Raw genomic sequence first — 23,246 nt, forward strand, 5'->3', positions numbered from 1 at the left:
TTTCGTCCTGCTTTGGCCAGAGCCTTCAGTGCCGGCTTCGAGACGGGCTGGCGGCTCTGACGCTTGGAAAAGAAATTGCCGGGCGTTGCCTCTTCACCGAGACAGCGCCCGCTGACGGGGCTTAGTTCTTGCCGTGATCCATCTTGCTATGGTCCATCGCACCATGCGCAGCTTCACCATCAGGTGCCTTGGCGCCCATCTTGGCAACAGGAAGTTCAATGGCAACGTCTCCGGCCTTTTCGAAGGTCAGGACAACCGGAATGCTGGTGCCTTCTTCGAAGGATTGGTTCAGGCCCATGAACATGATGTGGAAGCCGCCCGGTTGAAGTGCAACCGTTTCGCCGGCCGGGATGTCGATGCCATTTTCCATCTTGCGCATTTTCATCACGCCGTCAGTGACTGCCATCTCGTGGATTTCCACCTTGGCGGCAACATCAGAACTGACCGCGACAAGGCGGTCTGTGTCGGTGCCGTTATTGACGATCTCGACGAAACCGCCACCGGCCTTTGCTTTGGGCGGTGTCGCGCGGGTCCACGGTTGGGTCAGCGTAAGTTCACCAACCTTGTAGTCACTAGCAAGGGCGGACAGGGAGACAAGCGAAAGGGCGGCTGCAGCCGCAACGGATTTCCAGAGTTTCATAATGCTATTCCTTGAGGTCTGAGAAGTTGAAAATTCTTTCAGATCAAGGAAGGAGGAGCCCTGATGGCGGTGGCTCGATGAGGAGGCGCCAGCACAGCCTGTTGCCCTGCCGGAACACGTTCAGTGGCGGAAATCTCGGGTGACAGGTTCAGAGGGGCGAAAGCACTCGCAAGGCAGGGCGCGATAGCGCAGCCATGAGCGCAGACCGGGCCGCATTGGCAGGTCAGCGGGTTGTGCGGACCAGGAAGGCTTTGTTCCTGCCCGGAGGGCTGGCAGAGACTGGTAAGGCCCGCGGCAACAGCTGCGTCCGGCGTCAGTGCGCTGGCGAGAACCAGCAGAACAAGCCGCATTGCAAAGGCAAGGGTTGCCAGCGCCACCAAAGGGTGGCGCTCCTGCCTCAGCTGTTGCAGCTTTGTGACGCGCGCATTCATGCTAGCGGCTATAAGCTGGTTGCAATGCCGTGTCGAGGGGCGAAACCGCGCAGGTGCATGGGCTGACGCCTGTCACCCGCGGCGTGGCGGTGTCAGCTCTTTGGAGTTGTCTTGTCTGCAGTCGCATCCGGCGCTTCTTCTGTTTCGGTGCCTTCAGCAGACGCGTTGTTTTCCTCTGCCTCTGCTTCGGTTGACGATTCGAAATTATAGATGTCGTCTTCGTAGGCGGGAAAATCTTCAGGCGCGATGACGTATTCTTCTGCTGCTGCATCCAGCGGTTCAGCCGAGATAACCGAACCGACCTGTGCCGTGGAGGCGTATTCGAAGTCGGTCTTTTCTTCCGCTGTCGGTGCCTGACGGGTCAGGACGCGGGCAAGGATGAAGATCACCATCAGGATATTCGAACCGATGATCATGATGTAGAGCCCGGACGGGCCGGTGTTGCTCATGATCATCGAGGCGGCCAGCGGCCCGATGATCGATCCGATACCGAACGACAGCAGCATGCCGGACGACGTGGCGACAAAGTCTTCCGCTGCCGCGTGGTCGAAGGCGTGCGCAACCGCGATTGCATAAAGCGGTTGGACGACCATGCCCATGGCCACGGCGCTCAGTATGGCAACCGTGAAGTCCTTCGGCGAGAAGAACACGATAGCAGCCGAGACGGCAGCGGTTGCGATCCCCAGCCCTGCGATCACAAGACGCCGGTCAATGCGGTCGGACAAACGCCCAACCGGCCACTGTGCGATAAGCCCGCCGCCGACGATGGCTGCCGCATAAAAGGCGGCTTCCTTGGTCGAGAGGCCGATCTGGGACCCATAGAGCGAAGACAGCGTCAGCAGGGCGCCTTGCGAACTGCCGATAAACAGCACGCCGATGAAGGCGGCAGGGGAGTTCTTGTAGAGCTTGACGGGCTGGAACCGCACCAGCGTGATCGGCGCAGGTTGGGTCGAGGTGGTCAGCGATACGGGCATCACCGCAAGGGACACCATCACCGAGGCAATCGCGAAGGGGATGAAATCGGCAATATTCATCGACGCGATCGATATCTGGCCCAGCATCAGGGCGCCGAACAGGATCACGATGTAGAACGACATCACCGTGCCGCGGTTCTCGTTGGACGCGCTTTCGTTGAGCCAGCTTTCGACGATCATGTAGAAGCCGGCAAGGCTGAAACCGGAGATCATGCGGATGATCATCCAGGCGTAGGGATCGATGAGCACGGGATGCAGGATTGCGGCGGCCGACATCAGCGAAACAAGTGCGGCAAAGGCGCGAATGTGCCCGGCCCGCATGATCACCAGAGGCGCGCCGAGACAGCCAAGCACCATGCCGAAGAAATAGGCCGAAGAGACCAGACCGATTTCGAAGTCGGTAAAGTAAAACCGTTCGGCGGCCAGCGGCAGCAGTGTCGTCTGCAGACCGTGCCCGAATATGAGCAGGGCAACGGACAACAAGAGAGCGGACACGGAAAGAAGGGTCTGAGCCATGGCTGCATCCTGACGATGGATCGCCGCAGCTCCAACAGAAGCGTCGCGGCTGGTATCGTGCTCCAGAAATAAAACAAAAGCGCCGGATTGATCCGACGCGTCTGTTTCTTTCGACCAGCCTTTTCAGGTATGGCGGCCTGTGTCAATCAGGTTTGAAACCCGCTCCCCAATCGACTTTGTCCATTGCAGCATGTCGCATGCTGGAGCCGGTAGCCTGAAGACCGGTCAGGCGCGTTGCGGCGCGCTGACGGAGGCCGTTCCGAGTGCGGTGAAGACGGTCTTCAGGATGCCGTCGCAGGTGAGGCCAGCCCGGGCATACATCAGGTCCGGCTTGTCGTGGTCGAGATAGGCATCCGGCAAGGCAAGGGCCCGCACTTTCAGTCCGTTGTCCAGCAAGCCTTCCTCGGCAAGCCGGGTCAGCACATGGCTGCCGAAACCACCAGCGGAACCTTCTTCGATCATCACGAGAACTTCATGCTCGCGGGCAAGACGGCGGATCATGTCCATGTCGAGCGGCTTTGCGAAGCGGGCATCTGCGACTGTGGTCGAAAGACCGGCCGCATCCAGTTCGTCCGCAGCCTTGAGGCATTCGCTCATGCGGCCACCGAAGTTGAGAAGGGCAACCTTGGTGCCCTCCCTGCGGATGACCCCCTTGCCGATTTCAAGCACGCTGCCGCGTTCCGGCATCTCCAGGCCGACACCTTCGCCGCGAGGATAGCGGAAGGAGATCGGGCCTTCGTCATAGGCAACGGCAGTTGCCACCATGTGGCGCAGCTCCACTTCGTCCGAAGCCGCCATGACGACAAAGCCGGGAAGGCAGGTCAGGAAAGCGGTGTCGAAAGCGCCGGCATGGGTCGGGCCATCCGCACCAACGAGGCCTGCACGGTCAATCGGGAAACGCACCGGCAGACCCTGAATCGCCACATCGTGGACAACCTGATCATAGGCGCGCTGCAGGAACGTGGAGTAAATCGCGCAGAAGGGCTTGAAGCCTTCGGTCGCAAGACCCGCAGCAAAAGTGACCGCGTGCTGTTCGGCGATACCAACGTCGAAGGTGCGTTTCGGATAGGCTTCGCCGAACAGATCAAGGCCTGTGCCGTCCGGCATGGCAGCTGTAATCGCGACCACCTTTTCGTCCGTTTCCGCTTCCTTGATCAAGGACGTCGCAAAGACGTTGGTGTAGCTGGGCGCATTGGCCTTCGGCTTGGACTGCTTGCCGGTGACGACATCAAACTTTGCAACGCCGTGATACTTGTCCTTCGCCCCTTCGGCAGGAGCATAACCCTTGCCTTTCTGCGTGACCGCATGGATCAGGATCGGGCCATGGTGGGTGTCGCGGACATTCTTCAGAACAGGCAGCAGGTGTTCCAGGTTATGACCGTCCACCGGACCGACATAATAGAAGCCGAGTTCCTCGAACAGCGTACCGCCCGTCCAGAACCCGCGGGCATATTCTTCAGCCCGAGCCGCCTTTTCGAACATGGGTTTGGGCAGGTTCTTCACCAGGTTCTTGGCCGCATCGCGCAGGGTCTGGTAGGTCGGGCCTGAAACGAGCCTGGCCAGATAGGCGGACATGGCGCCGACCGGCGGCGCAATGGACATGTCGTTGTCGTTCAGGATGACGATGAGGCGAGAGCCGAGATGGCCGGCGTTGTTCATTGCCTCGTAGGCCATGCCGGCGGACATGGCGCCGTCACCGATCACCGCTATGACGTTATTGTTTCCGCCCTTCAGATCCCGTCCGGCGGCCATGCCGAGGCCTGCCGAGATCGACGTCGAGGAATGAGCTGCACCAAACGGGTCAAAGTCGCTTTCGGCGCGTTTCGTGAAGCCGGACAGGCCATCGCCTTGGCGAAGCGTGCGAATGCGGTCGCGGCGTTCCGTCAGGATCTTGTGCGGATAGCACTGATGGCCGACGTCCCAGATGAGCTTGTCTTCCGGCGTGTTGAACACGTAGTGCAGCGCGACAGTAAGTTCCACGACGCCAAGCCCGGCGCCCAGGTGTCCGCCAGTAATCGACACAGCGTCAATCGTTTCCGCACGCAACTCTTCGGCGAGCTGCTTGAGTTCGCTTTCATCGAGCAGGCGCAGATCGGCCGGGGACTTGACCTTGTCAAGAAGCGGGGTATCGAGCTTGGAAGTCACTCTGGAGATAGCTCCACGATTTGAAACATGGCGGGCAGGCATACACCAACCGGATATAGGGCGCAAATCGGGCAGGGGTATGCGCCAAATTGGCCTCATGATTTCGGTCGAAAATTTACCACGCCTTTGCCTCAAAAGAACTAAGACGGTGTTTGGCAGAAACCGTGCAATTTTTAGTGAAAATACGCGCAATCACCCCATTGGGTGATGCAAAGCATTTGGAACTGGCCTAGGGAATGGGTGTGGTCGATGGGGCCACGTGCACAGTGATCAACTGGGAGTCGTAATCCACGGCTCCATTTTTTTGTGCGTTGGCCGCTTTCCGGTTGCTGAAACAATAGTGGTAGCAACTGGCTTCAACACAAAATTCTGCGTTCCTGAGTACTTTCAAAACAGGCGGGCGATCCGGTGGACGAGCCGTGCGAGTTGAAGTTGTGTGTGCGCTCCGGTCTTTTCGTATATCCGTCGCAGATGTGTTTTTGCAGTGTTCTGCGTGATGCCGAGATCCTGGATCGTGGTGCTCAGTGCACCGGTCATGGTCAGATGCCAGGCCAGACGTGCTTCGGAATGTGAAAGTTCGTAGTGATCCTGAAGGCAAATTTCGACCTCTTCCGGAGGGTCTTTTGATGTTGTCGTGCGGATTAAAAACAAAGGTTGTGCGCAGGCGTCCGGCGGCAGGCCCGGGCACGAAACGGTCTCCAGTGACACCCGGCAGACAAGCCCGCTCTCCGGTGCGGGACAAAAAAGGACGCTTGTCGGGTCTGCGATGCCGCCGTCTTCGAAAGTCGCCAGTTGTGCCTGCAGGGCAATCTCAAGGCGTCTGCTGTTGATCGCCAGGTGCCGCTGCCGACGGACGGCGATATCCAGTTCGTTCAACCTTTCCAACCCTTCTGACGTTTCGGCAAGTATCACCCGGTTAGCGTCGACAAGAACCGCAGCGCTCTCCTGTTCCAAAAGCATCAATTCCTGGAGCTGGTTTTCGAGCCGTTGTTTTTCCAGTTGGAAGTGCAGATCGAGTGCGGGCAGCAGCGCACTGACGAGGGTGTGAAAGGTCGCGCTGGCCCGGTCCGCGTCAATCCTTTCGGTGCTGTATCCTCTGAAAAGACAGCCAAACAGGACGGAAGAGTGTGCAGTGCGCCTGACTGGGGTAATCAGCCCGGGAGCATTTTTCAGCCAGTTGTCTGCCATATTCGCATCTGAGTGCGAAGTTTCCTGCGATCCGGTGGCGGGGGCGGATGTCGTCTGTCGATGGTTCGCCAGGGATGTCTTTGAATAGGGGTAGAGCGGGGAGGCTTCGGTGAGCAGGAACTCAAATGCGGAGTTGCCGCTCACCGTTTCAATGCGGCTAAAAAGGGTCGCGAGCTCTCTGGCCTGGTCTTCGCCGCCAAGGGACCTTAACGGTGTCCCGTCTCCATCGTATTCGGCAAGAAAGGTTCTGCAGTTCAGTTTGCCGTCGATGAAGTTCAGTACTGGGGGCCAACCTTCAGGTTGTAGCGGACGCTTGAGCATCCGCATAAGTAGTTCTATGTGGTCGCGTTGGCTGAGTGCCGGCATGCTCTGCTGTGTCTATTAATGATTACATTGTCGAGGCTCTATTTTGACAATATTTTTATCAACTTATCGAATAAATTGCAATAAATCTGCCAATGGTAACCTAGGGTACGCGTGGTCGAATGATCGTTGAATAGTATGAAATTTATTATGTCAGAATATGGGTGGAACTTGGGCTTACTTCAAAATGAATACAGTGGATGCTGGCTTGTGCTGGTGGATTGGCCGCAGTTGACGCCGTCTTCTCGATAAAGGCGGCCGACACATCAACGAGGCGACGCGCTCGCAATGCCGGCGACATTCCGGTTGGCGATTGAGCAGTCGCAAGCCGGTCAAGACGATGAGGTTTGACGTAAGCTAAGCGCCTCTGTCGGCCGAACAGGCCACGTATAAGGGGAGCTGATCGCGATCTGACGGTATGGCGTCTGGTCGAACTGGAAAATGCCCTAGTCGGATTACTGCGGGTCGAGTGCTTCGGTGCCGCTGGCTTCGCCATTTTGACCCAGTTGGATCTTCTCGACCTTGGCTTCCGCCGATTTCAGGAGTGTGTCGCAATGTTTGCGCAGCGCATCACCGCGCTCGTACATGTCGATGCTTCGCTCCAGCGGTACGTTCCCCTGCTCGAGTTCCCGCACAATGGTTTCCAACTGCTTCAGCGCTTCTTCAAAGGAAAGGCCGGCAATATCGTTGGCAGCATCGGTCATCGGTCGGATCCCGTTTGTCTGGATGGCATCTGGTCTTGAGGGAAACTTGCGGTCTGAGGGCCGAAGGTCAAGGTTTCATTTGGGCCTTCAGACGGTCATCCCCGTGCTTTTCGGACTTGCTGCGCCGAAGCGGGATCGTTTAACCCGTCATCAACGTCATGACATGGGCTGCGACCGATCGCGCCAGGCCCTCGAGATCGTATCCGCCTTCAAGGACGGAGATCAGGTGACCGTTGCTATGGGCATCGGCAACGTCCATCAGCGCCCGCGTTGCCCAGGCAAAGTCGGCTTCGACAAGATTAAGGCCCCCAAGCGGGTCGCGCATGTGCGCATCGAAACCTGCGGAAATGATGACCAGCTCCGGCGCGAAGTGATTGAGGCGAGGAAGCAACAGGACTTCGAACGCTTCCTTGAAGCCGGTTCCATCCTCCCCCGGGGCCAGAGGTGCATTCACGATCGTGTTGGCTTCTCCGGTCTCCGAGGCGGCCCCCGAGCCCGGATAGAGCGGCATCTGGTGGGTGGAGCAATACATTACCGTGGGATCGTCCCAGAAAATGTCCTGCGTGCCGTTGCCGTGGTGAACGTCGAAATCGACGATGGCCACCCGCTCCAGTCCGAACTTTGCCTGCGCATAACGCGCGGCGACCGCTGCATTGTTGAAAAAGCAGAAGCCCATGGCGCGGTCTTTTTCCGCGTGGTGGCCAGGTGGGCGCGAGGCGGAAAAGGCGTTGTTGACCTTTTTCGTCAAGACCTCGTCGACCGCACGGCATGCACCGCCAACGCCGCGAAGCGCTGCTTCCCAGGTGCCGGGCGACATGGTGGTGTCCGCATCAACCCGGGCTGTTCCTTCCGCCGGCGCGAGCCGGTGGATCTGGTCGACGTAGCTCATCGGGTGGGCGCGGGCGATGTCCTCAACGGTTCCCATGGGAGCGAGGTCGCGTTCCACGGACTGGAATTTTTCGTGCTCCAGAATCCTGTCGATCGCCCGGATTCGGTCCGGTCGCTCCGGATGCCCCACGGGTGTCAGGTGGTCGAGATAGGACGAATGATGCAGAAGCAAGGTAGACAAGGGGGCGTTTCCGGAAGGTCGATTGTTATCTTTTGTCGGCTCTGCATCAGAACGGTTGCCGGACAGGCTGTCAATTCCCGCATTGGAATAACGACTGCGGCAAAATTGGTGAGCCGCGGAAAGGGAAGCCGGGAGTTCGGGCGGGCATTTGAGAAAGTCAGGTCAGACTGAACTTGGACCCCGATACCGGTTCCACATGGGGCTTGTCCCGCATCGCGGGAGAGGTGGCTTAAGTCTGAACTGGGAATTCTCTTGAACTTCGCTTGAAAACTTTCGCCACCGCGTTGAGTGCGTTTGAGGCAGGTGTCGTACGTGAGGCAGCTGACTGGGCGAGTGTCGCACGCGTCCCGGTGTGCCGGCTTCAACTTCGGCTGATCGGACTTGGGTCATGGAAAAGGAGGGTCAAAAAAAGGGGGCCGGCTCTTTGCCGGCCCTTACCGAGGTGCGAGCACCGCAATGCCCGAGGGGAGGTCCGCTGCATCTCAAATCTGATTCTTAAACTACGTGATTCCAGTAAGGGAATGCGAGCTTTTTACCGTAATCCATTTGGGGCATGGTGTTGATAAGTTTGCAGTAGAGGGTCGTATCTCGATAGATATTGTATGATTTGCTTAACCAAAATCGAGTTGCGAAGGCGACGGTTGCTTGTCCGTTAAAGCGGAAACTTGCGTCTCTTTTCGGTTAACTTAAGGCGATCCGGATTCAGCTTGAATTTTAGCGCCTGCTTCCGAGTTGCTGTTTTTTAAGGCCTTTTGTTTTGGTGCCGAAGAATGCGCCAAAACATTGCCGGATGAATTTAGCCGGCTCATTCCATCGCAAGTGTTGATCGGGGTCAGTCGCGCGGTGCTGCCGCACGGCGCAGCCGATCGTTGATCGCTTCGCCCAATCCAAAGCTGGGGATAAACTGCACCTTGATGACGCGGACACCCTTGGCGTCCAGAAATCGCATGGCGCGAAACAGATTTGCGGCAGCTTCGGCAAGGTCACTTGCCGGGCTCAGGTTGAATTCAGCCTGTGCACGATCAGCTCCTGGCAAACGATCAGCCCCGAAGGAGAGCAGTCCGTCTGCGGCGTTCACCTCGCTGGCGTTCAGTATCATCGCAGCGTCGGGGGCATAGTGAGACGTCAACATGCCGGGGGCCGCGGGAGCGTCCGGCCGCATGTCGGGGCTCGCGCCTTGCAGCGATTGGCCAAGTACTCGTTCGATGTCCTCGCGAGCAAGGCCTCCTGGCCGCAACAGGCGCGGTGTGCCGTCAACCAGGCCGACAATGGTGGATTCTATACCGACGGCACAAGCGCCCGCATCAATGACGAAGCTGAGCGAAAGGCCGAGATCGGCAACGACGTCCTCTGCGCGCGTCGGACTGATCTTGCCCGAGCGGTTTGCGCTTGGCGCGGCGAGAGGCCTGCCGGTCTTTTCTGCCAGAAATCGCATCACCGGACCGACCGGCACCCGAAGCGCAACAGTCTGAAGTCCGGCAGTGGCCAGATCGGAAATCGGGGAGGCCGGGCGTTTGGGCACGACCAGCGTCAAGGGGCCGGGCCAGAAGGCTTCAGCCAGTGCAAGTGCGCGTTCGTCGAAAACACCATGTTCCAGTGCTGCATCCAGCGTCTGGACGTGGGAGATGAGCGGATTGAACTGGGGCCTGCCCTTGGCGGCAAATATCTTCGCACAAGCCGTGCCGTTGGTGGCATCGGCGGCAAGGCCGTAAACGGTTTCGGTCGGCACCGCCACAAGGTCACCCGCCATCAGCGCAGCGCACACCGCATCTGCTTCAGGTGCTTCCTTCCAGTCAGGTGCCGCGATGTCGAGCGTCCAAGTCCGCATGTGCCTCACTCGCTTGCGTACCCGGCAGTCGATAGCTGCCCGGATGTGCGAAGATTTCGGTTCCGACAGTGACGGTACAATGAGTTCCGGAAGGGCTCGAGCCGACCGGACATGTCATTTCCGCAATTGACCAAAAAGACGATGACCTGCCGCTGCGATACGGGTTGACGTTAACGTCAACGGGTCTATTGTCCTTTCAAACCGCTGTCGATAGCGCCTTTTGCGGAGTAGCCTTGCCGCCGTCAAGCTCGGAACAGCGAAAACCGCCACTCGGCGGCAAGAATCGAAAGCCAATTGGTTTTGGGAGGACCTGAATGTATCGCGCACCCGTCGATGAGATTGCCTTCACTCTGAAACATGTCTGCGGTCTGTCCGACCTGCAAAAGAGTGCCCGTCATGCCGAACTCGGCGACGATCTTGTCGATGCCATCCTGACCGAGGCGGGCCGGTTCGCCGCCGAGGAAATCGCGCCTCTCAATGCAGTTGCCGACAAGCACGGCACACCGCTTGCCGATGGCAAGGTGTCTACTCCTCCGGGGTGGCGCGAAGCGTATCACGCATGGATCGAGGGAGGCTGGAACAGCCTGACCGCCGATCCGGAGTCCGGCGGCCAGGGCCTGCCGGTCATGATGTCGGCGGCGGCTCTGGAAATGTGGAACTCCGGCTCAATGGCGTTCGCCATCGGACCGACCCTGACCATCGGCGCTATCGAGGCGATGGAAAAACACGCTTCGGAAGAGCTCAAGGCCAAATACCTGGAGAAGCTGGTTTCCGGCGAGTGGATGGGCACCATGAACCTGACCGAACCGCAGGCCGGTTCGGATCTGAACGCGCTCAAGGCAAAGGCCGAGCGTCGGGACGACGGCACCTACCGCATCTTCGGCCAGAAGATTTTCATTACCTACGGCGACCACGATCTTACCGACAACATCGTTCACATGGTGCTGGCGCGCCTGCCGGATGCGCCCGCAGGCACCAAGGGCATTTCGCTGTTCCTTGTGCCGAAGTTCCTGGTCAACGACGACGGTTCCTTGGGCGAGCGCAACGACGTAAAGGTGGCCGGTGTCGAACACAAGATGGGTATTCACGGTTCGCCCACCTGCACCATGGTCTATGGCGACGAGGGCGGTGCCATCGGCTGGCTGGTCGGTGAGGAAAATCGCGGTCTGGCCTGCATGTTCACGATGATGAACAACGCTCGCCTTGCAGTCGGTATTCAGGGGCTTGGCGTGGCCGAGCGCGCCTATCAGCATGCGCTTGCCTACGCGCTGGAGCGCAAGCAGGGCAGGGCTCCCGGCGAGACCGGCGAAGGCATGAGCCCGATTGCCCGCCACCCGGATATCAAACGCATGCTGCTGGGCATGAAGGCGCGCACGCAGGTTGCCCGCGCCATCTGTTACGCCTGCGCCCACGCCATCGACATGTCGAAGATTGCTGAAGACGAAGCCGGCAAGACCTTCTGGAACGAGCGTGCAAGCCTGCTGACGCCGATCGCCAAGGCGCTGCCGACCGACTTCGGCGTCGAGGTTGCTTCGCTGGGTATTCAGATACATGGCGGCATGGGCTTCATCGAGGAAACCGGCGCCGCACAACATCTGCGCGACGCCCGCATCGCCCCGATTTATGAAGGCACCAACGGTATCCAGTCCATCGACCTGGTCATGCGCAAGTTGCCGCTGTCCGGCGGTGAACACATCAAGGGCTTTATCGCGGAACTGCAAACGGTGGCCGACGAGGTTGCTGCCTCCAACCGCCCGGAATTCGGTGCCACCGCGGATCGGCTCTCGGCCAGTATCCGGGATCTTGAGGACGCAACAAGCTTCATGCTGAGCGCGCAGGCGGACGGCAGGGTCGGCGATGCCCTGGCCGGGGCGACGCCCTATCTGCGACTGGCCGGGCTGACCCTGGGCGGCGCCTTGCTTGCCAAGGGGGCGCTTGCCTCGACAGGTGAACCGGCACAGCGGCTGTCAGAACGTACTCTGCTTGCCCGCAGTTTCTGTGAAACTACAATGGGGGAAACCGCCGGTTTGAAGTCGGATATTCTTCTGTCCGCCGAAGCCATTCAGGCGTTCGACGCCGAAGCCCTGGCGTCCTGAACCGCCTGATCGGAGTAGATGATGATCCGCAAGTCCCTTGAAGACGGTGTCCAGACCCTGCGTCTGGACCGGCCGGAAAAGAAGAACGCCCTGACCGGGCAGATGTACAGTGATCTCGCCGAAGCTCTGGAAACAGGCAACACGGATGCGGATATTCGCTGTCATCTGATTTGCGGCCTGCCGGAAGTTTTTACCGCCGGCAACGATATTGGCGACTTCCTGCAATACGCCGGCAGGACCGGACTTGGTGAAACACCGGTCGTCCGGTTCCTGAGGGCTCTGGTTCGCAACGAAAAGCCTTTGGTTGCCTCGATAGACGGTATCGCCATCGGTGTCGGCACGACCTTGCTGATGCATTGCGACATGGTGTTTGCCAGCCCGCGCGCCCTCATCCGTTCCCCCTTCGTCGATCTTGGGCTTGTTCCGGAGGCGGGGTCCAGTCTTCTCGGACCACAGATCATGGGGCCGGCCCGGGCCTTTGAGCTGCTCTGCCTCGGCAACGCCTTTTCGGCCGAAAAGGCGGCACAGGCCGGACTGGTAAACGAGGTTGTCGAAGGTGACGTCGACGCGGCAGCACTTGTCTGTGCGAAGGAAATCGCCGCAAAGCCGCCCGAAGCAATGGCGCTTTCCAGAAAGCTTCTGCGCGGCGACACAGCTCGGCTGTCCGAGCGCGTAGAGGAAGAAATCAGGATTTTCGCCAGCCGGCTGAGTGCGCCGGAAACGATAGCTGCCTTCCAGGCTTTCATGATGAAAAAGAAGGCCTGAGCCACGTTTGCTCGGATGAGAAAATTTCAGACCGCAAGGTTGTCGCCGGAGAGCGGCATACGGAGGAACCACCATGTCCCTGAAGGGCAAGACACTTTTCATCACTGGCGCATCGCGCGGGATCGGCAAGGCTATTGCGCTGCGGGCCGCGCGTGACGGAGCCAACGTTGCCGTTGCCGCCAAAACCGCCGAGCCACATCCTAAACTGGAAGGCACGATCTACTCCGCTGCCGAGGAGATCGAGGCGGCAGGTGGCAAGGCACTGCCGGTGCTGCTCGACGTGCGCGACGACGAAGCGGTCAAGGAAGCAATGGACAAGACCGCGGCGCATTTCGGCGGGATCGACATTCTGGTCAACAACGCCAGTGCCATTCAACTGACCCCGCTGCAGCAGACCGACATGAAGCGGTTCGATCTGATGCACCAGATCAACACCCGTGGAACGCTTGCCTGTTCCAAGCATGCCATCGAACATCTGAAACAGTCCGACAACCCGCATATCCTGATGCTGTCGCCCCCTCTGGACATGCAGGAGAAATGGTTCGCGCCCTTCACACCCTATTCGATCGCCAAATACGGAATGAGCCTGGTGGTGCTGGGGCTGGCAGGCGAGCTGCGTTCCAAGGGAATTGCGGTCAACGCGCTATGGCCACGCACGACCATCGCGACGGCGGCGATCAAGAACATCATCGGTGGTGACAAGATGATGCAGCAGAGCCGGACGCCGGACATTCTGGCCGATGCAGCCTATGAGATCTTCACCACACCGTCGAAGGATTTTACCGGACAGTTCGTCATTGACGATACGTTCCTGGCCAGTCGCGGTGTCACCGATTTCGACAAGTATCGGGTGGACCCGAGCCTGGCACTGGCACCTGATTTCTTCGTACCTGACGAGAGCAAGGCGCCGTGCGATCTGGGGCCGGTCAAGAAGTAGAGCCTGGTCTTCCAGACTGTTCAGAAGATCTAGGGGCCACCGGATGTCGATCCGGCGGCCTTGTCATTTAACCGCGCATGGTTTTCAGGGCGGTCGCCCACTTGGTCAGCTCGCCCAGAAGCTGGGTGGCGCCTTCGCTCATCTTGTCGTTCGGCGTGAAGACGCTTTCGTCGTTGATGAATTCCGGGAAGAAAGGAACCGGAACCACCTGCGGCAGAGCCATCACGTTGACGTTGCCGAGCAGCTCGCGCAGCGTCTGCGACGCGCGCAGGCCACCGGAAATCCCGCCGTAGCTGATGATGCCGGCCGGTTTGTAGTTCCATTCGCGGTAAAGCACCTGAACGGCATTCACCAACGATGCCGGCGTGAAATAGTCGTATTCCGGGGTCAGGAACAGGAACGCGTCTGCGTCGGCGACAATGCTGCTCCAGCGCTTGGTGTGGTCGTGGGTGTATTGCTGGGCAGCCGGATGCGCCGGCTCGTCCAGAAGCGGCAGGTTGATGTCGGCGAGATCGATGCTTTCCACCTCGAAGCCGCCATGCGCTTCGGCGGCACTGGCTGCCCATTTCGCGATCGTCGGCCCGACCCGGCCAGGCCGGGTCGACCCGGAGATGATCTTCAGTTTCAGCGACATGATGAATTCCTTAAGAAACAAAAGCTTGGGAGGAGTATCCAGACGATACCTCGGTATACGTTGGATACTGGTATGAAATGATGTAAGACTAAGCCGGCCGCAAGACGGCACTTTTTGGAAACCGAGGTATCCTTGATGAAACCGCTGGCGAAACCCGTCGAAGAGCTGCCGCGCGAACAGCTGCCGCACCACGAGGATCCGCGCTGCGTGCCGGTACGAAGACTGCTGCAAACTGTCGGCAGCAAATGGTGCAGCCTGGTGGTTGCCCATCTTGAGTATGAACCGCGCCGGTTTTCCGATCTCAAGCGGTCGATTGGTGGCGTGACCCAGAAATCCCTGACAGCGACCTTGCGTGAACTTGAAAAGGACGGCCTGGTCAACCGCGTCGTGACCCCCAGCATTCCCCCGCGTGTCGACTATTCGCTGACGCCGCTCGGCCGGACGCTTCTGGTGCCGCTGAAAGCGCTCACCAACTGGGCGATCGAGAACGAAGCGGCTGTCTCCTCGGCTCGCGAACGGTTCGAGCGGGAGAACGGTCCGGACTGACCTCCGGGGTTGCAATCCGTTGTGTCCTCATGCAATTTGGCGTCGCCGACGAGGGCGGCTGCCGGATCCGCGGAAAGCGAAAGCACCCTGACTTCTGACGACATATGCCGGTTTTTCACCTGCGCCCGATACCAGCGGATCGCCCGGGCTTTCGACACAGGAGAAAAGCCATGTCCGCAGGACCTGCAACTTCCCTCGACGACTTCAAGAAATCCGCACGCCGTCTCAGAAAAGCCTTTCTGAAAGGCGAGGCGGGAGCCACTGACCGTGTATCCGCCCACGTAGACCCGGCAAAGCCCCTTCGCCACGCGGATTTTCTTCATGTCATTGCCCGTGAAGCCGGTCATGACAGCTGGCCGAAGCTGAAATTCACTTTCGAAGCAGCATCCCTGAGCAGGGAAGAGCGGGCAGAGCGTTTGAAACAGGCGCTCTATTTCGGCCAGCATTGGGTTACGGAAAAACTGCTTGCCGATGACCCGACGCTGAAAGACGACAATTTCGGTCTTCAGGTTGCCCTGTACGACCTCGACGCCGTTCGCGTGGTGGTGGCAGCGGACGCTGCAGCCGCCACGCGCCTGGTCGGTGTGCGCTCGCCGATCCTGCATCTGGCATTTTCGAAGGAAATACATCGGCGTCCGGAACGGGCGGCAGACATGATCGCCATTGCCGAACTGCTGGTCGCCAACGGCGCGGACGTGAATGACGGTTACCCGGAAAGGCCGGGCTACAAACACATGCTGTCCGCACTCTACGGCGCGTTGTGTCACGCGGATAATTTCGAACTTGGCCGTTGGTTGCTGGAACAGGGAGCCAGTCCCAACGACAACGAAAGCCTCTACCACGCCACCGAGCTTGAGCATCCGCGTGCACTCGAACTGCTCCTGAAGCGTGGCGCGCAGCCGGATGGGACCAATGCCTTGCCGCGCGCACTCGACTTTGACGATGAAATCAAGGTCCGTCTGCTTCTGGAAGCCGGAGCCGATCCGAACATCACCGTACCGGACCATCCGAGCGGCCAGCCCATGAACACGATTCCTTCCCTGCATCAGGCAGCCCGGCGCGGTTGCTCGGTGAAGATTGTCGAGCTGTTGCTTGCCCATGGCGCTGATCCGGACACGGTTTGGGACGGCCATACCGGATACGCCATGGCGTTGATTTACGGCAATCTGCCGGTCGCCAAATACCTGGCGGAGAAAGGTCATGCGCACAAGCTGGACCGGAACGAACAGGTTCTGGCCGCCTGCGCCGAGGGAAAGACAAATCCCGGTAATCTCGATGCCGCGCGTCTGAGCAAGGAAGACAAAAGCCTGCTGACGCGGCTCGCCTTCGTTCCAGGCAAGCTGGAACACATGAAGGCGCTGATTGCGGCCGGACTGGACCCGAATGAGCCCGACGACATGGGGCTGCCACCATTGCAGGTGGCAGGCTGGAACGGCCTTGCGGATGAAATGGCCTATTTCCTCTCGCTTGGACCGGATCTTACCCACAAGAACCGCTTTGGCGGCGATGCTCTCGACACTGTCGTCCACGGTTCGGAATTTGCCCCGAAACGCCGTGAAGCCGATCATATTGCCTGTGCACGTCTGCTGCTTGAAGCCGGCAGCTTGCTTGATCCGCGCTACATCAGCGGATGCGGCAACGAGGAAATGGCACAGTTTCTCGAGGATTGGCTTGCCGGTTCAGCCGATGAAGCCGGCTCCCCGGCAATATTCCGGTAAGTTACAGCAATCTCAGGGTGCATTGCTGGCCAGTGCCCAAATCTGCTGTTAGTACTTCCACGTATTCAAGTGATTGTACGGGAACGGAGGGACTTCATGGAAAGCGCAATCGACCAGGTGAGTGTCTATACGCCACTGATCATCAACGCAGTGAAAGCCATCATCGTTCTGGTGATCGGCTGGTTTCTGGCCGGTTTCCTGTCGAGCATCGTCAAGAGCAGGATCGTGGCTCACCCGCGCATCGACGACACGATCGGCAGCTTTGCCGCATCCATCGTTCGCTGGCTCATCCTGCTCATCACGGTTATCGCGGTTCTGCAGCTCTTCGGTATTCAGGCCACCAGTCTCGTTGCCGTGCTGGGCGCCGGTACACTGGCCATCGGCCTGGCGTTGCAGGGAACATTGAGCGATATCGCGGCAGGCGTGATGCTGATCATCTTCCGGCCCTACAAGATGGGCCAATATGTCGATATCGGCGGAACGTCCGGAACGGTGAAGGATCTCAACATCTTCGTCACCGAGCTTGTGACACCGGACAACGTTCAGATCATCATGCCGAACGGCAAGGCCTGGGGCACGGTCATCACCAATTTCTCGGCGCATTCTACCCGTCGTCTCGATCTGACCTTCGGCATCGACTATGGCGACGATATCGACAAGGCGGTGCAGATCATTCTCGATGTCGCCAACACGGACGAACGCGTTCACAAGGATCCGGAGCCCTGGGTCCGGTTGACCAATCTGGGAGACAGTTCGGTCGATCTTGGCGTCAGGCTGTGGTGTGATGCCGCAAACTACTGGGAACTGAAGTTCCACATGCTGAAGTCGGTCAAGGAAGCGTTTGATGCCGGTGGCATCTCCATTCCCTATCCGCATTCTGTCGAAATTCAGAAAGCTGGATAATACGGCGTACCATCGCCGCAGGGGAACGTCCGCTGCGGCGATTGTATTCCGATCAAAAGCCTATGCCGTCTCGCGGGTCTTGGTCTTCGGCTTTCGAGTTTCCTCAGGCTCGCTCGTGGCGGTGGCTTCTTCAGTCGGTTCCGACTTGCCCTGGTTCGGCGTTGATGCGTCCGCTGCAGAAGCTTCGAAGCCTTTTGAGTGTGGCTGTGTGCCTTCAGCGCCACCCTTTTCCGGTTCCGCATCGGCAGAGCCGGCGTCACTCTTGGCGACTTCCTGTACTTCTTCGCCTTCTTCGGCGTGGCTGTCTTTGTCCTTCTCCAACTGAGACGGCTCTTCAGGCGTTGCAGTGACGGTATCCGCCGCGCTCAACTTCTCCATGAGCGACGGGTCATTCTGCGCGTCCGCCTCATCGAAGGTGAGAATTTCGGTTTCTGTTTCTCCTGCATCAGGCTCCGCAAGAATGGTCTCCGGGGACAGCTCCTCGCCGGTCTGGTTGCTGGTTCTGATCTCGGTGAAAATGGGAAAGACAGGGTCTTCCATTTCTGTTTCACCGTCGTCCAGGTTCATCAGCTGACGCCGTTTGGTCAGCATGGCAACGTGGTTGCGCAAGTCCTCGTTTTCGGCCAGCAGAGCCTTGAAGTCCTGCGCCCTTAGGCTGAGCAACTGGCAATACCCGAGTGCGACGACATCCGCGCTGCGGCGGCCGCCGGTCATCAGCGCAATTTCACCAAACACGTCACCGCGGCCAAGACGGATGTTGTGGCTGGGTGCACGCACTTCCACTGCGCCGGACGCAATGAAATAGGCAGCATCACCGCGGTCTCCCTTGCGGATCAGTTTCTCGCCCGGCGTCGCGAATTGCGGCCGCATCATCCGGCGAATGGCCTTCTGCTGCTTGCGGGTGAGGTCCGCAAACAGCGGATGCGCGCTGACGAGTTCGCGGGTCTTCAGGCCAAGATCGAGTTTAGGCCGCGTGTGACAGGCTTTTCGGGTCCGCTCGACGTCCCGCAGAAGGTCGCGATGCAGTTCGGTGCCGATCAGCATCTGCTCCTTGGCTTCGTCATAGGCGGTTTCTTCCAGCCGGACGCCGGCCTTGCGCAGGAACTGTCCTTCCAGGGCGTCGGCGTAATCCGGATACTGCAGGCGCAGGGCATCGATGGCTGCAAGGGTCTCGTCCTGCCGGATCGCCAGTGTGTCCTGCAGAATGTCGGCAACACGGTCACCGAGCAGGGGGCGTATCCGCTTGTTGTTGAAGTCGACAAGCTCGTCGGCAAGGATCCGGTAGACCAGCAGGAATTCGAACCGGTCGGCAAGACGGATGGCCAGTGGCCGGGCAATCCTGAGCCGCCGCTGCAGTGTCTGGGCGAGGCGGAAGCCGAGGCCAAATTTCAACGGCTGACGCGCAGCCTGATTATAGCCGGACCGGCCGTCGCTTCGTGTCAGGTCACCGGTACGTCCGGTCAGGGCCAGGAACCGCGAAACAGACCGTCCGGAGATGGTCTTTTCGTGGAAATGCTCCAGCACGAGCTGCTGTTCCCGGTCTGCAAGGGCGATCAGGCCAATGCGGACGCGGTCCCAGTCCTTCAGTTCTTCCAGCTTGTTGGTTTCCGCAGCTGCGGCTTCCGCACGGCTCTCGTAGTCTTTCAGCACATCGTCCGTGACGCGCGGTGCAATGTGATAGTTGCGGGCGGCGGTTTCCAGTTCGTGCCGGACGTCTGACAAAGCCAGGGCCAGGAACTGTGTTCGCAAGGCCTCGTCGCGGGCATTCAGCTTGTCGAGGCCGAGCAGCCGGATCAGCGGCTTCAGACTGGTGCCGTAAACCAGCAGCGTGAACAGGACGAAGCCCGTCGCCAGTTTGGTGACGAAGACCGACACTTCGTCCGAGAGCATCGCATGCTCGGACACGCTGAGCGCCAGCGTCAGCGTGACCGCTCCGCGCATGCCGCCCCACAGGATCACCGTCTTGTAGCGGTCGTTGACCGCCTGTCCCATCCGGAACACGCTGAGCACCGGCAGCAATCCGAAGATGACGACCGCACGGGCGGCCAATGCGGCGACGATGACGACGAACAGCAACAGGATGTCGACAGGCGTGAAGCCTTCCACGAAACGCGGGATCAGGATGGCGGACAGGAGGAAGATGAGCGAAGCAGCCCAGAAGGAGATCTGCTCCCAGACCGCATGGAGAAATTGCCAGCTGGCCGGCTGAATGCGGGCCGGGCCGTAAAGGTTGAACACAGTGCCCGCGCAGACGACGGCAACAACGGCGGAAACATCAACGAACTGATCGCTGAGCACATAGGTGCCATAGGGCAGTGCCAGGCTCAGGGTCACCTGTGCCAGCGGAATGTCGCGCATGATCGGCAGAAGGGAAACCGCGATCCGGCCAAGCAGCGCACCCACGATGATGCCGCCGGCGAAAGAGCGGCAGAAGGCAATGGCGGCTTCGCCGACGGTCATGGTCTCGTGACCGGCCAGCATGTGCAGCAGGATGACGAAGATCACGATGGCGGCAGCATCGTTCAGCAGGCTCTCGCCTTCCACGATGCGGCCGAGCCGCGCGGGCGCGCCAATGTCCCGGAAGATGGCGACAACGGCAACCGGGTCCGTCGTGGCGACAATCGAACCCAGCAGCAGGCAGGCGATCAGCGTGATGTCGGTGAGCGAAAACAGCGTTGCCAGCGGATAAAGGGCAAAGCCGATGAAGGCTGTTGCGACGAAGACGGCGACAACCGCCATCAGCAGGATCGGGGCAATGTCCTCGACGATCCGTCGAACTTCCAGGGTGAGTGCGGTTTGAAACAGAAGGATTGGCAGAAAAATGTAGAGGATCATCTCCGAATCCAGCGGGGGATTGATGAAGACGTCCGCAATAGCGTTGAAGGCATTCGTTTCGGCAGTGTAGCGCAGATAGATCGCCAGAATGCCGATCATGGTGCCGACCGTTGCCAGCAAAACGCTGGGCGCCAGCCCAAGCCGTCTGGCAAGGGGCTGCAGCAGGGAAATCGTAATCAGGAGCAGCGCGAAAGCGCCTGTAATTAATGGAGTTTCCATGTCGTTATGGTGCACCGCGATTGCGGCAATTTCAAATTGGCCATCCAAAATTATTGCCGCCACGGGCAATAGGGCACAGGATTACGCGCAAATGCGTTAACGTCCGAATGCTTTTCGGAACGGCCATGTAAGAAATCTCACCCAGTCGCCGATAAAGAGCCAGATCATCGCCGGAACCAGCATGATCAGTGCAAACGGCAGGAAGAAGACGATCTTCACGAGCTTGAGCGGCAAAGAGGGAGCATCGGCGGCAGCCCGGTTCCTCAGCACGAAACGCCAGAACCTGTTCCACCAGCGCCAGAGATACCAGCTCATGAACAGCGTTACGACGGAAAGGACCGAGAGCAGGATCAGGTCGAAATTTGATATCCAGGGTATCCAGCGGCTTTCGACTTCTTCCGTGTGCTCGGGGTCCTCGCCATTGCGGTGAATGGTCCTGACACTTGTGCGCAAGCTTGCGTCCAGCAACCAGCCTGCGAGCGTATAGTCGTCTCCGGCAGTGGCAGACACCTGAGGCGAGGTCGTTACGGCGTTCGCCTCCGGGCTGAAACGGCTTGCGGTAACAAGGCGGAAGTTTCGTTCATCGGCAGCGTGGATCAGTGTCGTGCTGTTCGGAGGCGAAAGTGCCTTGAGCAGCTCCGCCTGGGTCATTGCCGACTGCGCGGCCTCGAAGCGCTTTTCGAGTGCTGTTCTTGAAAACCAGCTTTTGCCGGGCTGCACCAGTGACTTGCTTTCCACAAGCATCAGGTTGACCCGCTGGCTTTCAGCCGCCTTCTGAAATGAGTCGAGGTCGATTTCCCGCACGGACTTGCCGTCACGCACGCTGAGCTGAGGGCGACCGGTTTGCGGGTGCGGGGTGATGCGGCCGGTGACAACCAGCGTCCTGTTTTTGTACTTCGCCAGGCTGGAGGCCAGAATGTCGGCATTCAGATCGGCAATCATGTCTCCGGGACCTGAAGCATTGGCTGCTTCGGAACTGTTGAACCGCGCCATCTTGAGATCCGCGCGTTTAACCGGCCGGGACAGGAACCTGATGTTTCCGTCGAGCGCTCTTGCAGTTGCCGGGTTGATCAGGACGTCTGGAGAAAGCGCAACCGCAAGCCGTGTGCCATTTGAAGTGCTGATCGGTTTCAGGTCGTAGGTCTTGCCATTTGGCCTCACCATCACCGCCCGGGCTTTGGGGGGGAGGCTATCCAGTTGGTCCCGAAGTTTGAAAAAATCGGTTTCCCGAAGCGCAAGTTGCAGGGCGTCGGGCACAGGAGCCTTGCCCGGGAGATCACCCGCCAGTGGCCGGTGGGTCTGTCTGGCGGCATCATCCAGGGCATTCGGCAAGTCGTGCAGGGAGGCGAGCTGAAGGCTTTTTCCGTCAGGCGTGACAAGCTGCCAGGCGTTGCCTGGTGCCGGCATCAGGGCAAGGGATGCAGCACCAGTGACCTTGGGCAACCGCTTTGCCAGGGAAGCGCCTTCATCGAGAAGATGCTTGGGCGTGTCGATATGCTTGCCTGCGGACCCCGCCGCATCGCCTGCTTCCCGCGCAAGCCGCGACAACAGCCCGGCGTCGGCGGTCGAGACAACACACAAGGTGGCTGCCATGAGGGCAAGCACGCGGAGAGAACCTTTGAAACTGCGCAACACGCCTGAAATCCCGGTCAGATAGAAAAGGTGTTTCCAAAAAACTCAAAACGGCAGCAAGGATAATGGGCTACGACCCGGTTGCAACTGGAGCGGCACTGTGCCGATCCGCTTAACCTGCCTTGCGCTCCGACAGCCAGATGCCGCCGATGACCAGCGCCAGAGCGGTGCCATGGTACCATTTGAACGGTTCTCCGAGGATGGAGACCGCCAGTATGGCCGCAAAGATCGGCACGAGGTTGATAAAGACCCCCGCGCGCGCCGGTCCGATCAGTTCGACACCTCGCATGAAGAAGATCTGCGCGAGGCAGGAGGGAAACAGCGCGATATAAAGGACCACGAGCCAGCCCTGGAGTGACGGCCACTGAACGGTGCCGGCAGCGATGTCGTATGCAAGTCCGGGCAGAGATGTGATGGCCGCAATGCCGGACAGAACCGCAAAGAAGGCCAGCGGTGAGACCTGGGGTCGGTCACGCAGGGCAAGCGTATAGCCGGAATAGAGTACACAGGCGATCAGCATGACGCCATCGCCCGGATTGACGGCAAGCGCCAGCAGCACGTCCAGGCTGCCCTGGGCTGCAATCAGCGTCACCCCGGCAAGCGTCAGCAGAATGCCGATCACCTGCAGGGCTCGGATCCTGCTGCCGAAGGCAATCATGGAACCGATCAGAACAAGAATCGGGACGGACCCCTGGATAATGCCAAGGTTGACGGCCGTGGTTTCCGTCGCAGCGATGTAGAACAGGGTGTTGAACCCGATGAACCCGAAGACGGCCATCAGCACCATGCGGAACGAATAGGGCCGCATCAGGGGCCACTCCGCACGTATGTGCCGCCATTGCAGCGGGACCAGGATGCCGGCAACGATCACCCAACGCAGGAACACCACCACCATCGGAGACACTTCCCCCACCGCAAGGCGACCGGCGACGGTATTGCCGCCCCAGAACAGCGTGGTCAGGGCCAGCATCAACAGGGCGTTGCCGTAGGTCAGATCGCCTACACGTTTAACCAGCGAAAACATGAAAACCGTTGCGTGGAAGATGGAGTGGAAACCCATCGGTAACGGATTGGCGGGCCCAGGCAAAGGGCTATCTTTTTGT

18 protein-coding genes are annotated in these 23,246 nt (G+C 59.3%); 6 read left to right on the forward strand and 12 right to left on the reverse strand.

All coding sequences use genetic code 11. The annotated features are described in order from the left end of the window. Positions 1 to 121: 121 nt before the first annotated feature. The 8 genes from Q666_RS62930 to Q666_RS62965 form a co-directional block, all read right to left on the reverse strand. Positions 122 to 640: a copper chaperone PCu(A)C gene (locus tag Q666_RS62930; protein ID WP_023001863.1), complete on the reverse strand. Its 519-nt coding sequence runs from the start codon at positions 638 to 640 to the stop codon at positions 122 to 124. A 38-nt stretch (positions 641 to 678) separates the two neighbouring features. Next, positions 679 to 1,017 (reverse strand): hypothetical protein, encoded by a 339-nt coding sequence (locus tag Q666_RS62935; protein ID WP_152533463.1) that lies wholly within the window; start codon positions 1,015 to 1,017, stop codon positions 679 to 681. 146 nt (positions 1,018 to 1,163) lie between these two features. Continuing rightward, a complete protein-coding gene (locus Q666_RS62940) occupies positions 1,164 to 2,561 on the reverse strand; it encodes an MFS transporter (RefSeq protein WP_023001861.1) in 1,398 nt (465 codons plus the stop codon). A gap of 225 nt (positions 2,562 to 2,786) precedes the next feature. Further along, on the reverse strand, positions 2,787 to 4,706 hold the full coding sequence (dxs, locus tag Q666_RS62945) for a 1-deoxy-D-xylulose-5-phosphate synthase (protein WP_023001860.1): 1,920 nt from the start codon (positions 4,704 to 4,706) through the stop codon (positions 2,787 to 2,789). Positions 4,707 to 5,093: 387 nt separating this feature from the next. Further along, entirely contained in the window at positions 5,094 to 6,260 is a 1,167-nt protein-coding gene (locus Q666_RS62950) for a hypothetical protein (protein WP_152533464.1), read from the reverse strand. Between the two features lie 452 nt (positions 6,261 to 6,712). Next, complete coding sequence (locus Q666_RS62955; RefSeq protein WP_006933521.1) at positions 6,713 to 6,961, reverse strand: exodeoxyribonuclease VII small subunit; 249 nt, start codon at positions 6,959 to 6,961, stop codon at positions 6,713 to 6,715. Between the two features lie 139 nt (positions 6,962 to 7,100). After that, positions 7,101 to 8,030 (reverse strand): histone deacetylase family protein, encoded by a 930-nt coding sequence (locus tag Q666_RS62960; RefSeq protein ID WP_031269678.1) that lies wholly within the window; start codon positions 8,028 to 8,030, stop codon positions 7,101 to 7,103. Between the two features lie 832 nt (positions 8,031 to 8,862). Further along, positions 8,863 to 9,858, reverse strand: coding sequence for an L-threonylcarbamoyladenylate synthase (locus Q666_RS62965; RefSeq protein WP_023001857.1), 996 nt, complete (start codon positions 9,856 to 9,858; stop codon positions 8,863 to 8,865). Between the two features lie 314 nt (positions 9,859 to 10,172). Between Q666_RS62965 and Q666_RS62970 the strand changes: the two genes are divergently transcribed. The 3 genes from Q666_RS62970 (at position 10,173) to Q666_RS62980 (ending at position 13,656) form a co-directional block, all read left to right on the forward strand. Continuing rightward, positions 10,173 to 11,954 (forward strand): acyl-CoA dehydrogenase, encoded by a 1,782-nt coding sequence (locus Q666_RS62970; RefSeq protein WP_023001856.1) that lies wholly within the window; start codon positions 10,173 to 10,175, stop codon positions 11,952 to 11,954. A gap of 21 nt (positions 11,955 to 11,975) precedes the next feature. After that, positions 11,976 to 12,719, forward strand: a complete 744-nt coding sequence (locus Q666_RS62975; protein WP_200863796.1) for a crotonase/enoyl-CoA hydratase family protein — start codon at positions 11,976 to 11,978, stop codon at positions 12,717 to 12,719. A gap of 73 nt (positions 12,720 to 12,792) precedes the next feature. Further along, positions 12,793 to 13,656: an NAD(P)-dependent oxidoreductase gene (locus tag Q666_RS62980; protein ID WP_023001854.1), complete on the forward strand. Its 864-nt coding sequence runs from the start codon at positions 12,793 to 12,795 to the stop codon at positions 13,654 to 13,656. Positions 13,657 to 13,723: 67 nt separating this feature from the next. Here the strand turns inward: Q666_RS62980 and Q666_RS62985 are convergent, their stop codons facing one another. Continuing rightward, positions 13,724 to 14,290 carry an NADPH-dependent FMN reductase gene (locus Q666_RS62985; protein WP_023001853.1) on the reverse strand — a complete coding sequence of 189 codons (567 nt, stop codon included), beginning with the start codon at positions 14,288 to 14,290 and terminating at the stop codon, positions 13,724 to 13,726. Between the two features lie 135 nt (positions 14,291 to 14,425). Between Q666_RS62985 and Q666_RS62990 the strand changes: the two genes are divergently transcribed. From Q666_RS62990 to Q666_RS63000, 3 genes are all read left to right on the forward strand, one after another. Next, complete coding sequence (locus Q666_RS62990) at positions 14,426 to 14,836, forward strand: helix-turn-helix domain-containing protein (protein ID WP_023001852.1); 411 nt, start codon at positions 14,426 to 14,428, stop codon at positions 14,834 to 14,836. 170 nt (positions 14,837 to 15,006) lie between these two features. Beyond that, positions 15,007 to 16,554, forward strand: coding sequence for an ankyrin repeat domain-containing protein (locus Q666_RS62995; protein ID WP_023001851.1), 1,548 nt, complete (start codon positions 15,007 to 15,009; stop codon positions 16,552 to 16,554). A gap of 96 nt (positions 16,555 to 16,650) precedes the next feature. Then, on the forward strand, positions 16,651 to 17,457 hold the full coding sequence (locus tag Q666_RS63000) for a mechanosensitive ion channel domain-containing protein (RefSeq protein WP_023001850.1): 807 nt from the start codon (positions 16,651 to 16,653) through the stop codon (positions 17,455 to 17,457). 60 nt (positions 17,458 to 17,517) lie between these two features. Here Q666_RS63000 and Q666_RS63005 read toward each other — a convergent pair whose 3' ends face one another. From Q666_RS63005 to Q666_RS63015, 3 genes are all read right to left on the reverse strand, one after another. After that, complete coding sequence (locus tag Q666_RS63005) at positions 17,518 to 20,511, reverse strand: cation:proton antiporter (RefSeq protein ID WP_023001849.1); 2,994 nt, start codon at positions 20,509 to 20,511, stop codon at positions 17,518 to 17,520. A 96-nt stretch (positions 20,512 to 20,607) separates the two neighbouring features. After that, a complete protein-coding gene (locus Q666_RS63010; protein ID WP_031269676.1) occupies positions 20,608 to 22,146 on the reverse strand; it encodes a hypothetical protein in 1,539 nt (512 codons plus the stop codon). 109 nt (positions 22,147 to 22,255) lie between these two features. Then, entirely contained in the window at positions 22,256 to 23,167 is a 912-nt protein-coding gene (locus Q666_RS63015; RefSeq protein WP_031269674.1) for a DMT family transporter, read from the reverse strand. Positions 23,168 to 23,246: the final 79 nt, after the last annotated feature.

It is taken from the genome of Labrenzia sp. C1B70, from assembly GCF_000475395.1.
Classification (GTDB): Bacteria; Pseudomonadota; Alphaproteobacteria; order Rhizobiales; family Stappiaceae; genus Roseibium; species Roseibium algicola.

Coding starts and splice junctions, on each gene's coding strand:
- Q666_RS62975 (WP_200863796.1), top strand. CDS start 11,976: ATGATCCGCAAGTCCCTTGAAGACGGTGTCCAGACCCTGCGTCTGGAC.
- Q666_RS62980 (WP_023001854.1), top strand. CDS start 12,793: ATGTCCCTGAAGGGCAAGACACTTTTCATCACTGGCGCATCGCGCGGG.
- Q666_RS62930 (WP_023001863.1), bottom strand. CDS start 640: ATGAAACTCTGGAAATCCGTTGCGGCTGCAGCCGCCCTTTCGCTTGTC.
- Q666_RS62950 (WP_152533464.1), bottom strand. CDS start 6,260: ATGCCGGCACTCAGCCAACGCGACCACATAGAACTACTTATGCGGATG.
- Q666_RS62940 (WP_023001861.1), bottom strand. CDS start 2,561: ATGGCTCAGACCCTTCTTTCCGTGTCCGCTCTCTTGTTGTCCGTTGCC.
- Q666_RS63005 (WP_023001849.1), bottom strand. CDS start 20,511: ATGGAAACTCCATTAATTACAGGCGCTTTCGCGCTGCTCCTGATTACG.
- Q666_RS62990 (WP_023001852.1), top strand. CDS start 14,426: ATGAAACCGCTGGCGAAACCCGTCGAAGAGCTGCCGCGCGAACAGCTG.
- Q666_RS62965 (WP_023001857.1), bottom strand. CDS start 9,858: ATGCGGACTTGGACGCTCGACATCGCGGCACCTGACTGGAAGGAAGCA.
- Q666_RS62970 (WP_023001856.1), top strand. CDS start 10,173: ATGTATCGCGCACCCGTCGATGAGATTGCCTTCACTCTGAAACATGTC.
- Q666_RS63015 (WP_031269674.1), bottom strand. CDS start 23,167: ATGTTTTCGCTGGTTAAACGTGTAGGCGATCTGACCTACGGCAACGCC.
- Q666_RS62985 (WP_023001853.1), bottom strand. CDS start 14,290: ATGTCGCTGAAACTGAAGATCATCTCCGGGTCGACCCGGCCTGGCCGG.
- Q666_RS62995 (WP_023001851.1), top strand. CDS start 15,007: ATGTCCGCAGGACCTGCAACTTCCCTCGACGACTTCAAGAAATCCGCA.
- Q666_RS62955 (WP_006933521.1), bottom strand. CDS start 6,961: ATGACCGATGCTGCCAACGATATTGCCGGCCTTTCCTTTGAAGAAGCG.
- Q666_RS63000 (WP_023001850.1), top strand. CDS start 16,651: ATGGAAAGCGCAATCGACCAGGTGAGTGTCTATACGCCACTGATCATC.